14 protein-coding genes are annotated in these 14,167 nt (G+C 69.4%); 8 read left to right on the top strand and 6 right to left on the bottom strand.

What is annotated here, in order from left to right:
* The 4 genes from AC1D01_RS06055 to AC1D01_RS06040 all read left to right on the top strand — a co-directional run.
* Window positions 1-206 (top strand): DUF2300 domain-containing protein (locus tag AC1D01_RS06055; protein ID WP_477865167.1); only part of this gene is annotated, 206 nt, incomplete at its 5' end.
* On the top strand, window positions 203-973 hold the full coding sequence (locus tag AC1D01_RS06050; protein WP_477865166.1) for a YfaP family protein: 771 nt from the start codon (window positions 203-205) through the stop codon (window positions 971-973). The genes AC1D01_RS06055 and AC1D01_RS06050, both read left to right, overlap by 4 nt.
* Entirely contained in the window at window positions 970-1,776 is an 807-nt protein-coding gene (locus AC1D01_RS06045) for a YfaP family protein (RefSeq protein ID WP_477865165.1), read from the top strand. Before AC1D01_RS06050 ends, AC1D01_RS06045 begins: the two co-directional genes overlap by 4 nt.
* The gene (locus AC1D01_RS06040; protein ID WP_477865164.1) at window positions 1,769-2,380 is read left to right on the top strand and encodes a hypothetical protein; all 612 of its coding nucleotides are present in this window, start codon (window positions 1,769-1,771) and stop codon (window positions 2,378-2,380) included. Before AC1D01_RS06045 ends, AC1D01_RS06040 begins: the two co-directional genes overlap by 8 nt.
* Here AC1D01_RS06040 and AC1D01_RS06035 read toward each other — a convergent pair.
* Window positions 2,326-4,539 carry an RHS repeat domain-containing protein gene (locus AC1D01_RS06035; protein WP_477865163.1) on the bottom strand — a complete coding sequence of 738 codons (2,214 nt, stop codon included), beginning with the start codon at window positions 4,537-4,539 and terminating at the stop codon, window positions 2,326-2,328. The two genes, AC1D01_RS06040 and AC1D01_RS06035, sit on opposite strands and share 55 nt — an antisense overlap.
* A 221-nt stretch (window positions 4,540-4,760) precedes the next feature.
* Between AC1D01_RS06035 and AC1D01_RS06030 the strand changes: the two genes are divergently transcribed.
* Entirely contained in the window at window positions 4,761-5,642 is an 882-nt protein-coding gene (locus AC1D01_RS06030; RefSeq protein ID WP_477865162.1) for a LysR family transcriptional regulator, read from the top strand.
* Here the strand turns inward: AC1D01_RS06030 and AC1D01_RS06025 are convergent.
* The 4 genes from AC1D01_RS06025 to AC1D01_RS06010 form a co-directional block, all read right to left on the bottom strand.
* Window positions 5,626-6,900 carry a D-amino acid dehydrogenase gene (locus AC1D01_RS06025; RefSeq protein WP_477865161.1) on the bottom strand — a complete coding sequence of 425 codons (1,275 nt, stop codon included), beginning with the start codon at window positions 6,898-6,900 and terminating at the stop codon, window positions 5,626-5,628. The two genes, AC1D01_RS06030 and AC1D01_RS06025, sit on opposite strands and share 17 nt — an antisense overlap.
* Window positions 6,897-7,643 (bottom strand): cysteate racemase, encoded by a 747-nt coding sequence (gene cuyB / locus AC1D01_RS06020; protein ID WP_477865160.1) that lies wholly within the window; start codon window positions 7,641-7,643, stop codon window positions 6,897-6,899. The genes AC1D01_RS06025 and cuyB overlap by 4 nt, the downstream gene beginning before the upstream one ends.
* Window positions 7,644-7,666: 23 nt before the next feature.
* Entirely contained in the window at window positions 7,667-8,566 is a 900-nt protein-coding gene (locus AC1D01_RS06015) for a transporter substrate-binding domain-containing protein (RefSeq protein WP_477865159.1), read from the bottom strand.
* A 111-nt stretch (window positions 8,567-8,677) separates the two neighbouring features.
* Window positions 8,678-9,049: a DUF427 domain-containing protein gene (locus tag AC1D01_RS06010; protein WP_489740379.1), complete on the bottom strand. Its 372-nt coding sequence runs from the start codon at window positions 9,047-9,049 to the stop codon at window positions 8,678-8,680.
* A gap of 84 nt (window positions 9,050-9,133) precedes the next feature.
* Between AC1D01_RS06010 and AC1D01_RS06005 the strand changes: the two genes are divergently transcribed.
* Window positions 9,134-10,975 (top strand): sensor domain-containing diguanylate cyclase, encoded by a 1,842-nt coding sequence (locus tag AC1D01_RS06005; RefSeq protein WP_477865168.1) that lies wholly within the window; start codon window positions 9,134-9,136, stop codon window positions 10,973-10,975.
* Between the two features lie 55 nt (window positions 10,976-11,030).
* Here AC1D01_RS06005 and AC1D01_RS06000 read toward each other — a convergent pair whose 3' ends face one another.
* Window positions 11,031-12,020, bottom strand: a complete 990-nt coding sequence (locus AC1D01_RS06000) for a helix-turn-helix transcriptional regulator (protein WP_477865157.1) — start codon at window positions 12,018-12,020, stop codon at window positions 11,031-11,033.
* Between the two features lie 163 nt (window positions 12,021-12,183).
* On the opposite strand from AC1D01_RS06000, the gene AC1D01_RS05995 reads away from it, so the two are divergent.
* Both AC1D01_RS05995 and AC1D01_RS05990 read left to right on the top strand, forming a co-directional pair.
* Window positions 12,184-13,347, top strand: a complete 1,164-nt coding sequence (locus AC1D01_RS05995) for a hypothetical protein (RefSeq protein ID WP_477865156.1) — start codon at window positions 12,184-12,186, stop codon at window positions 13,345-13,347.
* Window positions 13,348-13,412: 65 nt separating this feature from the next.
* Window positions 13,413-14,108 (top strand): CerR family C-terminal domain-containing protein, encoded by a 696-nt coding sequence (locus tag AC1D01_RS05990; RefSeq protein ID WP_477865155.1) that lies wholly within the window; start codon window positions 13,413-13,415, stop codon window positions 14,106-14,108.
* The last annotated feature ends 59 nt before the right edge of the window (window positions 14,109-14,167 follow it).

Raw genomic sequence — 14,167 nt, 5'->3', positions numbered from 1 at the left:
GCCCCGAGCTGCGCGTGTGCCAGCTCGCGATGGGCACGCCGCACTCCGACCAGCGGCGGCTGGAGATCCGCGTGCGCGAGTGGCTGAGCCGCGAAGGGCGCGTGACGCTGATCCACGAATACCTGCACCTCGCCTTCCGCGACCACCCGCGCGGCCAGGACGAGGCCTACATCGAACAACTGGCTCAACGATTGGCCGATTCATGAAGCTGCTCCTCCCTCTCATGCTGGCCGCCTCGGCTGCCGGCGCCGCGGCTCAGGCCGCGATCGATGCACCGACCTCCGGCTGGCGCAGTGCGCCGCCGCGCCAGCGCGACTTCGTGCAGGAGGTGCACTACCCGGCCGCCAGCGTCAACGTGAACGGCCGCTCGGCCACCGCGCTGATCCGCGGGCACATCGGCGCGGCCGCGAAGGCCCRTGCCGACGGCGCGCGCCAGCCGGCGCGGCTGGTGGTCGACGGCGTCGCGATGCCGCTGTCGACGGATGAAGACGGCAGCTTCGCGCGGCCCTGGTCGTTCGGCAGTGGCAGCCACGGTGTCGAGGTGCGCGCCCCCGGCGGCGGGCCGGTCAAGCGCACGCAGTTCTACGAGGCGCAGGCCGGCCGCGTGCCGACGCGCCTGCGCGTGGTGCTGAGCTGGGACAGCGACAACACCGACCTCGACCTGCACGTCGTCTCGCCCGACGGCGAGCATGTGTTCTACGGCGCGCGCGTGGCCGGCAACGGCGGCGCGCTCGATGTCGACGTGACGACCGGCTTCGGCCCCGAGATCTTCGCGACGCCCAGCCCGGTGCGCGGCGCGTACCACGTGTTCGTCAACTACTACGGGGCGGGCGAGCGGCGTGACGTGATCACCACCGCGCAGGTCGCGATCGTCGAGGACGAAGGCACGCCGCGCGAGAAGCAGCAGGTGTTCCGCGTGCCGATGCGCAAGCCGGGCGAGCTGACGCTGGTGCATTCGTTCCTGGTGCCATGAAGCGCGGGGTGCTCGCGGGGCTGGCCGCCGCGGCACTCGGCACCGCCATGGGCACGGCCCACGCCGACCCGGACGTGACGATGACGCACCCGCCCGGCGGCTGGACCTACAGCGGCATCTCCGACGACCCCGGCCAGGTCAGCTACGCCTACCCGAACAACCTGATCGAGCGCGGCGGCCAGCGCCAGCGCACGCTGATCGAGGGCCGGCTGAAGCAGATCGGCAGCGCGCGCCGCACGCCGACGATGGTGGTCAACGGCAATGCGATGCCGCTGTACACCGGCGACGACGGCCGCTTCGCGCGGCCGTACGCCTTCGGCCCCGGCTCCAACGGCATCGAGATCCGCGACGCCGAGGGCCGCAGCCGCAAGCGCGTGCAGTTCTACGAGGCGAACCGGCTGAAGACGCTCGCCAAGGTGCGCATCATCCTGGCCTGGGACGACCCGCAGGCCGAACTCGACCTGCATGTGATCACGCCGGACGGCCAGCATGCGTTCTTCGCCGCCCCGGTGCTCACGAACGGCGGCGGGCTCGATGTCGACAGCGTCGACGGTGCGGGGCCGGAGATGTTCTCGATGACCGCGCCGATGCCGGGCGTGTACCACGTGTACGTCAACTACTGGGGCAACTTCGGGCCGGGCGGCTACCACTTCGACGAGTCGACGCGCCAGCAGCCGGTGATCACCGCCCGCGTGACGCTGGTGTTCGACGAGAACACCGGCGCCGAGCGGCGCGAGACCTTCACGGTGCCGATGCGCAAGATCGGCGATCTGATGCTGGTGCGCTCGGTGCGGCGTGGGTGAAGGGCTCGATGAACTCACGCGGAATGCAGAAGGAATGTCCGCTGTAGCGGGTGGCATCCTCCACCTGAGTCGTGCTGCCGAAGCCAAGCCAGAAGTAGCCATGGGAATCTATGTCGCTCACAACGGCAGACTGACCGATGAACGCGCGCAACTCTTCCTGTTCGCTTTCAGGCAGATCGTTCGTCAGCCAATCTGGCAGGCCCAGCAGTCGCGCATGGTCGCCAACGCGTATGTCAACGGTCATCTCAATTCAAGAGTTCGAGAAATAGGGTTCACCGCTGGGCCAGTGAACGGTCCGAGTTTCTGGCAACCCTTCGAGCAGCGTTTCCAGAAATTTGATCGCCAAGGTGAGTGCGCTCAGCGGGTCGATGCCGCGGATGTCGGCCAGCCTGCCGAAATAGCCATGGATCGCGACCGGGCAGGCGGCTTCGATTCCCGGCTCAGTCCAGTAGGGCTGGCCGATTGCCAAGCGAATCTCGCCTCTCTGCCCCGTTTCGTGATCGTGCAAGACGAGAGTTCTCTCGACGACAACTGTGAAATCTTCTTCCATCATGGGCAACCTTTCTTCAAGCATTCTCCATATTCATTGGCGACGCGTGCGTAGCAGGCCTCGCGGGCTCTTGGTGTTGCGCTCGTCAGCTTGCACACCTCAATTTGCTGCTCATACGCCGCAAAGCATTTTTCGCGAGTTTCCTTGTCAGCATCAGGAGTGTTGGTTGGATTGAATGGCGGGAACGACGGCCAACTCGGCCCAAGATTCGGGGTCGACGCCGGCATGTCATCGGGTTTTCTGGGGCCTGTTGGACGAGGGTTGAAAAGTTCGCGGCACCCGGGGGAAAGGATGCAGCCGATCACCGCCACCGGAATGATCATTGGCAGGGCCTGTGCCATCTGTCCGTCGCGGTCGATGTATTCGGCGGGTCTGCCATCGACATACGCATAGGTGTTCATCCCTCCGTGCAGCCCGGTGGGGTCCGATTCCTTGTATCGCCCGATGACGCCGTCGTAGTTTCGGAAGTAGTTGTAGAACAAGCCGCTCTCCGCATCCGCGTATTGCCCAGGGAAGCGCAGGTTCTGCGTAAAGGCTCCCAGCCCACTTGGATTGACCTCGGGCGCGGTCGTCCCGAACGGCTCGGCATGCCACCGCCAGCGAGTCGCGTTGTTCAGGTCGACGGCGAGCCGCGGTGTGTTCAGGTGATCGGCGTGGATGTAGAAGGCCAGCGGTGTGCCGCTCGGGTTCGCCGGATCCGGCATGAACATCGCCACCGGGATGTCGTCCAGCCACACATATTCGCGGATGGCAGCTCCGCTCTGGTCGTATTCCCCGAGCAGTTCACCGTTGAGCCCGTACACGAAGATGACCATGCTGCTGGATCCCGCGCTCGTCACCTTGCGGATGCGCCGCTTGTCCGCGTCGTAGGTGTAGGTGCCGGTGACGCCCGCCTTCGTGATGCTCGCCAGCGATCCGCTCAGGCCATAAGTCGCCGTGTAGTTCGGGCTGTCGGTGACCGTGTTCCCTGCGTTGTCATAGCCGAAGTTGCGTGCCGGGTTCGTGATGCTCGTGAGCCGGTTGCTCGCTGCCTCGACGTTGTAGACGCTCGGGCTGCCATTCAAGCTCACGCCCGTGCGGTTGCCGTTGGGGTCGTAGGTGATCGACCAGCTGCTCGCGACCGTCGTCACCTGCGTGATCCGGTCGTTCTCGTCATAGTTGAAGCTCTGGTCCAGTGCCGGCTGTGGGATGCCGTCGTTGGCACTCAGGTGCGTGAAGTTGACGATGCGATCAACCGCGTCGTAGGTCACGTCGCGGAAGACGTTGCCCAGCCGGTAGCGTGTGACCCGGCCGCTGAGATCGTAGAAGCGCTCGTGCGGCGTCGTCCCCCCGGCCATGTTCCAGTTCCAGCTCGTCACTGGACCGAAGGGCTCCCACTTGATGTCGCTGAGCAGTGGTGTTGGCGTGCCGTTCGCGTCCTGGGCCAGACCGATCCCCGTCACGTTGCGGCTCGTGTAGCTGCGCACGACCTTGCGGCCCGACGGGTAGGTGATGCTGGTCAGGCGGCCGAGCGTGTGGCCGTAGCGTGTGGTGCTGACGATGGCGGTGCTGTTGGCGCCTGCGGCAGGGCTCACGGACTGCACGGTCTCGGTGACCCGTCCGCGTGGGTCGTACTTGAAGCGTGACCAACCATTGGGATGATCGGTGCGGCTGAGCCGGCCGACGCTGTATGCGTAGTCCGGTCCCTTCAGGCTGTAGGTCCAGCTGACCGACAAGCTGGGCTGGCCGGTTTGGCTGTAGACCAGCTGCGTCAGCCGGTCGGCACCGTCRTAGGWGTACSTCTCCARCACGCCGCGGCTGTCGGTGCGSGTCGTCAGGTTGCCGATCTCATTGAAGGTCTGACTCGCCGTGCCRGTGTCSGGRCTGATCASCTGGGTCGCGTTGCCGAAGCCGTCRCGCGGGTACYGCGTGACCAAGCCCCTCGGGTCGGTGASCTGCGTSGSTCGATCRCGTCCGTCGTGCWGGAACTGCGTSACMCCCTGYTTCGGATCGGTGTGGGTCTTCACCCGRTACAGCGGGTCGTAGCTGAGCTTGGTCTCCAGGTTCAGGCCACCCGGATCGCGAATGATCTTGGTGCGGTTGCCCTGGGCATCGTATTCGTACGCCGTCACCGGCGTCGGCGAAACAGGCGGTGGCGGAAGCTCTGCATGGCAAGGCGTGATGAGCAGGCAGGTCGCAACAACAAGGACCCCTGCGCGGGTCGTCGTCTTCATCGTTGGATTCCGGTGAGCGATTGGCGGGAGAGCGTCGCCACAACTCTGAAGGGGACTGCTTCGACGACGCGGTTCAACCCATTGGAACGAACGCAAAAGGCCAGCGCAAGCTCATCGAGCCGATGACAACGACGCCATGCACAAGCCGCATGCATGTGCAGCAATTGGCATGCGAATCGACCGCAGGCGCGGGCGCGATACTTGCGCGCACCGGATCCACCATGCGCATCAAGCACGTCGAAGTCTTCAACGCCATCATGCTGACCGGCACCGTCAGCGGGGCCGCGCGCCTGCTGCACGTCACGCAGCCGGCCGTCACGCAGACGCTGCAGCATGCCGAGTTGCAACTCGGCTACGCGCTCTTCACGCGCCAGCGCAACCGGCTCGTGCCCACGCGCGAGGCGCAGGCGCTGTACCCCGAGGTGCAGCGGCTGGTCTCGCAGCTCGAATCGGTGCGCCGCCTGGCCGGTGCGCTGCGCGGCGGCCAGCAGGCGGCCCTGCGCATCCTGGTGGTGCCGTCGCTCGCGGTGCATGCGCTGCCGCAGGCGCTGGCGCTGTTCCGCAAGCGCCATCCGTCGCTGCCGGTGGCGATCCGCACGCTGCACTCGCCGGAGATCGCGCAGGCCATCGCGCTGCAGGAGGGCGATGTCGGCATCGTGTTCGGCCCCGGCCAGCATCCCGCCGTGCAGCAGGTGCCGGTGGCGCAGGGGCGCATGGTGTGCGTGTCGGCGGCGCGCAGCGGCGACCGGCGCAGCACCGTCGAGCTGGCCGAGGTGCTGCGCAGCAGCTTCATCCGCATCGACGAGCGCGACCCGATCGGCGCGATGCTCGCCGAGCAGTGCGCCCGCGAAGGCCTCGCGCCCGAAGGCGGCATCACCGTGCAGACGCACCACATCGCGATGACGCTCGCGGCCCAGGGCTTCGGGCCGGCGCTGATCGATTCGTTCACCGCCGCGGCGGCCGACGACACGCTGCAGGTGCGCACGCTGGTGCCCGAGGTGCCGGTCGTCATCAGCGCGCTGCTGCCGCAGGGCGAGCGCTCGCCGCAGCCGGTCGACGACCTGATCGACGCGTTCCGCCGCGTCGTCAGCCCGGCGGCCTGAAGGGCGCGGCGTCGATCGAGGGCGTGCGGCCCTRCATCAGCTGCGACAGCAGCCAGGCGCTGCCGCACGCGAGCGTCAGGCCGAGTGCGCCATGGCCGGTGTTCAGCCACAGCCCGCCGAGGCGCGTCGGGCCGATCAGCGGGCGCGAACTCGGTGTCGACGGGCGCAGGCCGGCCCAGGGCTCGGGGTCGCCGGTCTGGAACGCGCCGGGGAAGGTGTCGGTGGCGGCCTGCAGCATCGCCTGGATGCGGCGCGGGTCGATGCGCAGATCGGCGCCGCGCAGCTCGGCGAAGCCCGCGATGCGCACCCGCTCGCCCAGCCGCGCGTAGACCAGCTTGCGCGCCGCATCGGTCACGCTGACCTGCGGGGCCCGCGCGGCGTTCGCGACCTGCAGGCTGATGCTGTAGCCCTTGATCGGCTCGATCGGCAGCTGCACGCCGAGCGGCTGCAGCAGCGCGGCGGCACCGGGGCCGGCCGACACGACGAAGGCATCGGCCTCGATCTCGCGCTCGCGATCGGGTCGGCCGGCATCGATGCAGCGCAGCGCGTGCACGCGGCCATCGCGCTGCACGAAGCCGGCGACGCGCGTGTCCATGCGCCAGCGCGCACCGCTGGCCGTGGCCAGCGCGTGGCTCAGCTGCTGCGCATCGGTGACGGCCTCGTCGGGCGTCCAGATGCCGAAGGCGATCGGCGCGCGGTCGTGCGCGAGCGCCGGCTCCTGCCGCCGGCACGCCTCGGCATCGAGCACCTGCTGACGGCTGCCGAACCGGGCCTGCCACGCGACCTGCCGCTGCGCCGCGTCGCGATTGCCGGCATCGCGGTGGATCACCAGCTTGCCGGCCTGTCGCACCTGCACGCCGAGCGGCTGCTCAGCCGGCGCTTCGCGTTGCCAGCGCGCCAGCACGTCGCGGCTCAGGAACGACAGCCGCAGCAGCGCCTCGGTGGTCTGCTGCACGCGGGCCTGCGTGCAGGCGCGGATGAAGGCGGCCAGCCAGCGCCAGTGCGACAGCTGCCAGCGCGGCTGCCACGACAACGGGCTGTCGCGCGACAGCAGCCAGCCCGGCAACTGCCGCAGCGCGGCGGGCGTCGCGAGCGGCTCCACATAGCTGTAGCTGAGCTGGGCACCGTTGGCGCGGCTGGCGCCCTGGCCGGGGCGGTCGGCGGCATCGACCAGCGTCACCTGGAAGCCCTCGCGCGCGAGCGCCATCGCGGTCGCACTGCCGACCACGCCGGCGCCGATCACGCAGACGTGTTTCATGCCGGGACGGCGCCGGCGGCTTCGCGCTGCGCGAGCGACCACGCAACGACGGCGCGCGCCAGCGCATCGGTGGCATCGATCACCGGCAGGCCGAGGCCCGCTTCGTCGAGCACCAGCGGCAGTTCGGTGCAGCCGAGCACCAGCGCGTCGGCGCCGCGCCGGCGCAGCGCCTGCGCGGCCCGCATCAGCGCGTCGCGGCCGCGCGCCAGCTCACCGGCCTTCACCGCGGCGATGCCCGGCATCACCTGCTCGACCATCTCGACCGCGGTCGGCAGCACCCACTGCAGCGCACGCGGTTGCGGCCGGTTCAGGTACAGGCCCGAGGCCAGCGTCGCGTCGGTGGCGAGCAGCCCGAGGCGGGCGCCGGGCGCGCGGCGGGCCGCCTCGGCCAGCGCCGCATCGGCCAGGTGCAGCATCGGCAGGCCGAGCGCCGCCTGCAGGTCGTCGAACCACAGGTGCGCGGTGTTGCACGGCAGCACCAGCAGCCCGACGCCGGCCGCCGCCAGCCGCTCTCCGCAGGCCAGCAGCGCGGGCAGGGGCGACTCGCCGTCGCCGCGAAAGGCCGCAGTGCGGTCGGGCACCTGCGGAATGCTGCTGACCATCATCGGCACATGGTCCTGGTCGCGGCGGGCCGGCGTCGCGGCCAGCACCTTGTGCAGGAAGTCGAGCGTCGCGAGCGGCCCCATGCCGCCCAGCACGCCGACCAACCCCGCGCTGCGCGGCGGGCGCGCTGCGTCGTTCATCGCGAAGTCCTGGTGGAGACGGCTCAGGTGGCCGGCTTGTCGCTCAGCGCCTTCAGGTTGTCGCGCAGCTCCTGGCTCATCGGCGCCTGCAGGTTGATGCCCTTCGGCGGGATCGGCGACTGGAACCACTTCTTGTAGAGCACCTCGAACTCGCCGCTCTGGATCAGCCCGGCGATGGTGTCGTCGACCAGCTTCTTGAAGGCCGGATCCTCGCGCCGCACCATGATGGCGTACGGCTCGACCTGGATCGCCTCGCCCACCACCGCCAGCTCGGCCGGGTTGGCAGCACTCGCCTTCAGGCCGTACAGCAGGATGTCGTCCATGCCGAACGCGACCGCGCGGCCGGTCTGCACCATCAGCGCCGATTCGGCGTGGTCCTTCGCGCCGAGCAGGTCGATGCCGAGCTTCTTCTCCTCGTTGAGGTTGCGCAGGATCTTGTAGTTGGTGGTGCCGCTGGTCGACACGACGGGCTTGCCGGCCAGGTCGGCGAGCGATTTCACCGGCGTGCCGGCCTTCACGAGGAAGCGGGTGCCGGTGTAGAAGTAGTTGGTCGCGAAGGCGACCTGCTTGCCGCGCTCGCTGTTGTTGGTGGTGGAGCCGCACTCGATGTCGATCGTGCCGTTCTGCAGCAGCGGGATGCGGTTGGCCGAGGTGACGGACTGCAGCTGCACCTTCAGGTCGGCGCGGCCGGTGGATTTCTTCACCGCCTCGACCACCTTGTTGCAGATGTCGAAGCCGAAGCCGACCGGCTGCGCCTTGTCATCGAGGTACGAGAACGGGATCGACGATTCGCGGTACGCGACGCCGATCACGCCGCTCTGCTTGACCTTCTCGAGCGTGGTCTCGGCCTGCGCGAGCAGCGGCAAGCCACATGACATCGACAGGGCCAGCAGCGAAAGTGCACGAACGGATTTCTGCGACATGGGGTCATCCTCGGACTGCGGTTGCGGTGCCGGGATGCTAGCCAGCTTCGTGCCTGGCCGGGCATCGGTTCTTGCCCTCAGCCCATCAGCCGGGCTTATGGGCTCGGCCCATCAACGCTCGACCTGCACGCCTTTCCAGAACGCGACCCGGCCCTTGATCTGCGCGGCGGCCTCGCTCGGTTCCGGGTAATACCAGACCGCATCCGGGTTCGCCTCGCCGTTCACCAGCAGGCTGTAGTAGTGCGCCTGCCCCTTCCACGGGCAGCTGGTGCGGTGGTTGCTGAAGCTGACGTACTCGCGCTTCAGGCTGCTCTCGGGGAAGTAGTGGTTACCCTCGACGACGACCGTGTCGTCGCTCTCGGCGATGGTCACGCCGTTCCAGGTTGCCTTCATCGAATTCCTTTCGTGTCGCTGACGCGGCGATGGTAGCGGCGGGGTGCCGACACCCCCCGTGATTGAAGGAAAAGCCCGCTGTTGCGCCAAGGCCGTTTGGGCTTATCGTGGGCGTGGCCGCTCGATCGGCTCGCCCCGGGGAGGACGACACAACCCCACCGAGAATCGTTGAACATGCTCACGGCGCAGGCCCGTTTTCGACGCCGCAGCCTGGCCTGGATCGGCTGGGTCCTGCCGGCGTTGGGATTGCTGGTGATCGTTTTCATGTGGGCCTACGTGCTGCACAGCCTGGAGACCGAACGCGGCCGGGTGGTCGCCGATTCGTATGCCAAGGCGCGCAGCCTGAACCGGGCCTTCGAGGGATACACCGAGCGTGCGCTGACCCACGTCGACCAGGTCAGCGCCTTCGTGGCCTACAACGTCGAGCAGCGCGGGCGCGATGTCGACCTGCCCGGCCTGCTGAGCCAGGGACTGGCCCGCCAGCCCGGCCTGCTCGCGCTGTACCTGACGGACGCGCGCGGCGAGGTGATCGCGTCGACCGGCGAGGGCGTCGGGACGAGCCTGGCCGGGCGCGAGGACTTCCAGGTGCACGCCGAGGGCCGCGAAGCCGGGCTGCACATCGGCAAGCCGCAGGGCGGCGGGACCGGCTCCCCCTGGACGATCCAGCTGAGCCGGCGCCTGCAGACCCGGCAGGGCGACTTTGCCGGCATCGTCGTGGTGTCGGCCGATCCGTCGTACTTCACGCGCTTCTACGACGAGCAGCAGCACGGCCGGCTCGGTCTCATCACCTTTCTCGGGCTCGACCGGACGGTGCGTGCGCGTCGCTCCGGCGACCGGCTGTGGTACGGCGACGCGGCCGGCAGCAGCACGCTGCTGGCCGCGCTGCAACAGTCCCCCGAGGGGACGTACAGCGGAGCGAGCCGGCTCGACGGCGTGCCTCGCCTGCTGGCATACAAGCGACTGGCCGACCGGCCGTTCGTCGTGGTCACCGGGCTGGCGGTGTCCGAGGTGATGGCCGGGCATGAAGCGCGCCGCTGCGCGGAACTCGGCACCCTGGCGGCGGTGACGTTCGTGCTGCTGCTCGCGTTCGGCGGGCTGAGCGTGCTGGTGCAGAGGCTGCGGCGCAGCGAGCGCAAGCGCCACATCGCCGACCGGCGGCTGCGCGAGGTCACCGACAACCTGCCGGCGCTGGTGGCCTACATCGACACCGCGCAGTGCTTCCAGTTCTGCAACGCGACCTTCCAGACCTGGCTGCACCTCGACCCGGCGGCCCAGGTCGGCCGGCCGATGGCCGAGGTGCTCGGCCCGGCGATGTACGAGGCGCGGCGCGCGGCGGTGGAGCGGGCGCTGGCCGGCGAGCGCGTCGAGTTCGACGTGGAGACGCCGGTGAACGGCGAGATGCGCTGCCTGCACAACGTCTACATCCCCGACCCGGCGCGCGACGGCAGCATCCGCGGGCTGTATGCGCTGAGCAGCGACGTGTCGGCGCAGAAGGCGGTGGAGCGGCAGCTGGCGGCGCTGGCCCGCGTCGACGCGCTGACCGGCCTGCCGAACCGCCATGCGCTGAACGAGCGGCTGCACGAGGCGCTGGCGCGTGCCGAGCGCAGCGGCGACCTGCTGGCGCTGATGTTCCTCGACGTCGACCGCTTCAAGGACATCAACGACCGCTTCGGCCACGGCACCGGCGACCGCGTGCTGAAGGAGTTCGGCGACCGGCTGCGCGGCAGCGTGCGGGCGACCGACACCGTCGCGCGACTGGCCGGTGACGAGTTCGTCATCGTGCTCGAGGGCCTGGGCACCGACGTGGAGCCGACCGCGGTGGCGCAGAAGATCGTCGCGCAGATGAACCGGCCGTTCGAGGTCGACGGGCAGGTGCTGCTGGTGACGACGAGCATCGGCGTCGCGTTCCACCGCCACGGCAACCTCGATCCGGCGGCGCTGCTGGCGCGGGCGGACGGGGCGCTCTATGCGGCGAAGACGGCGGGGCGGAATACTTTCCAGCTCTCGTTGCTGTAGCCCGGATACCAATCCGGGGAGCGGCTGCCGAGGTCAACCCGGATTGGCATCCGGGCTACGAATAGCGGGCCGCCGCCTTCGCGAGCCGCGCCGCGATCACCGCCGCGAGCGCCTTGTCGCCTGTCACGACGACGCTGTCGCCGTGGCGCAGGATGTCCATCGTCAGCTCGGTCGGGTCGCTGTACGGCACCTGCAGCTCGTAGCGGCCGTCGTCCAGCCAGCGCGCCTTCTGCTGCGGGTGCCATTCCTCGTTGGCCACCCATTGCGCCGCATCGGCCTGGAACACCAGCGTCGCCCACTTCAGCGCGCTGCCGGCGCCGCTGTAGATGCCGTAGCCGGCATCGAGCGCCGCCTCGAGGTCCTTCACCGCGACGTGGCGGGCGCGGCTGTCGAGCGGCCGCGCCTCCTGCACCGCGTCGAGTGCGAAGCGGCGCAGGCCGTCGCTCGCATGGCACCAGGCGTCGAGGTACCAGGTGTTGCGGTAGTTCACCAGCCGCTGCGGCGAGACCTCGCGCTCGCTGGTGCTGCGGTCGGTGCGCTTGAAGTAGCGCAGCCAGATGCGCTTGCGCTGCACCAGCGCGCTGCCCAGCAGCTCGAAATGGCGGCTCGGCGTGCGGCGGCGCGCGGTGGCGATCATCTTCACGCGCCGCATCAGCTCGCGCGCCTCGCTCTCGTCGGCGCCGAGCATGCCCTGCAGCTTGTCGACCATCGGCTGCAGGTGGCGCGACAGCACGCCGTCGTCGTCCAGCCCGGCCATCAGCTGGTGCATCGTCAGCAGCGCGTGGATCTCCTTCTCGCTGAACCAGACGCCCGGCAGCTCGTGGCGGGTGCCGGGCAGCGCATGGTCTGCGCCGTGCTCGAAGCGGTAGCCGTTCTCCAGGCGGTCATAGACGATCGGCGCGCTCAGGCGGTCGCGCAGGTACTGCAGGTCGCGCTTCAGCGTGGCGGGCGAGATGACCAGCTCGTCGCGCAGGGCGTCGAAGCTGACGCAACCGCGGCTGCGCAGCAGCAGTTCGATCTTGTAGAAGCGCTCGGTGCGGTCCATGGGGGGCTATCAGATGGGTAGCTCACCAGATGAGCCAGCCGCGCGAGCATACCTGGATTTATTTTCCGGGCCATGCGACCCAGTGGCTCACCTGGTGAGCTACCTGGCCGAAATACTTCGCTCCATCGCTGCCCCACGCAGCGGACCACCACGGAGCCGAACGATGACCCTCGCCATGCCGACCCCCGCTCAGCCGACCCCCGCGCAGCCGAGCCAGGTGCTGCCGAACAGCCTGACCGCGCACGAACACATCGGCTTCGAGCTGGGCTGGGACTTCGCCCACTACGCCGTCACGCCGCCGGCACCGTATGCCAACGAGCCGTCGCCGCTGCGCCATGGCTGGTTGTCCGGCCAGGCCGCCTTCGGCCCGCGCACGCTGCCGCCGACGCCGCACGTGCGCAAGTGGCTGCAGCTGCGCCTGCATGCCTGGCTGCGCGGCCGCAGCGTCGAGCTGGTGCAGGTGACGCCGCACTACCTGCAGCAGATCGACGTGAGCCACTGCCCGGTCACCCGGTTGGCGCTGTCGTCCGACACGGCCGAGGGCACCGATTCGACGCTCGCGTCGATCGACCGCGTGCGCAGCGACGCCGGCTATGCCGCCGGCAACCTGGCGGTGATGAGCACCAAGGCCAACCACGCGAAGGCGGCGCACGGCTACCGCGATGCGCTGCAGTTCGTCAAGCTGATCGAAGGCGGCCCGCTCGGCGGGCTGAACGGGCTGACGGCTGAGCAGTGGTCGCGCGTCGCGGTGTTGTGCAGCTTCGTCGAGCCGCTGACGCATGAAGAGGCGAGCGCGCTGCCGCTGCTGGTGCTGCCGCCGAACCGGCTGCGCCTGTTCAACCCGGTGCAGGCACTGCAGGCCTTCATCAGCCAGCAGCTCACCGTGCCGGGCTGGAGCCACCGCATGACGCGCCTCGAGGACATGCTGCCCGGCAAGCTGCTGCGGCGCGCGTTCCAGACCTTCTTCCATGCGCTGCTGCCGCGCGTGCTCGAGGCCGGCCGCAACAGCACGCCGCAGGCGCTGCGCTGGGCCATCGAAGACGCCTGGCGCCACCCGCTGGTGCAGCAGCGCTGGACGATCTTCGCGCGCCAGCTGACCGCCGCGCAGTGCGAGGCGCTGGTGCAGCGCGCCAGCGCCCGGCAGCTCGGCACGGTGCGCATCGAATGCGTCAGCGACGAGCAGGCCACCGACGGCTGGGACATCGATTCGCGCGGCTACGTGCCGCATGCGGTGCTGATGCGCCGCAGCGCCGGCGTGCCGCGCCGCCTGCGGCCCGATGCATTCCCGCCGCCCGAGCCGCGCCAGGCGAGCCTGCCGCTGCAATGAACCGGCGGCCGGGCCCCTGAAGACTAAATCAATCGATTGATTTATTTAGGATACAGTGCCCGGCCATGTCGGCCCACCCCCGCGAAACCACCCGAGACAGCCCGCGCGCGCCGCGCAGCGACGGCGAGCAGTCGCGCATGCGCCTGCTGCTGGCGGGGCTGCGGCTGTTCGCGGAGCACGGCTACAACAAGACCTCCACGCGCGAGATCGCCGAGGCGGCGCAGGTCAACATCGCCGCCATCAGCTACTACTTCGGCGACAAGGCCGGGCTGTACCGCGCGGTGTTCGCCGGCCCGCTGAGCACGCCGGCCGACGACATCGCCCGCTACGCCGACCCGGCGATGACGCTGCCCGAGGCGCTGCACGGCCTGTACGCCGGCTTCCTCGAGCCGCTGCAGCACGGCGACATGACGCAGCAGTGCATGCGCCTGCACGTGCGCGAGATGCTGGAGCCCACCGGCGTGTGGCAGGACGAGATCGTCAACGGCATCAAGCCGCGCCACGAGGCGCTGGTCGCGCTGCTGGTGCGCCACCTCGGGCTGCGGCGCGCCGACGACGAACTGCACCGGCTGGCGATCTGCATCGCGGCGTTGGGCGTGCACCTGCAGATCGCGCAGGACGTCACCGATGCGCTGGCGCCGCGCCTGAACAGCCAGCCCCGCGCGCTCGACCTGTGGTCCGAGCGCCTGGTCATGTATGCGTTGGCGATGGTCGATGCCGAAGCGCATCGCCGCGCCCTGAAGAAGGAGGACAGGAAATGACGACACCGATCCGCAGCGCGTTCGCGCTGGCCGCCCTCGCGGGCCTGGCCGCCTGCGCC

Source organism: Rhizobacter sp. P3_B12 (genome assembly GCF_056402895.1).
The sequence above is the reverse complement of the archived record's forward strand: the minus strand, read 5'-3'. Positions and strand labels throughout refer to the sequence as shown.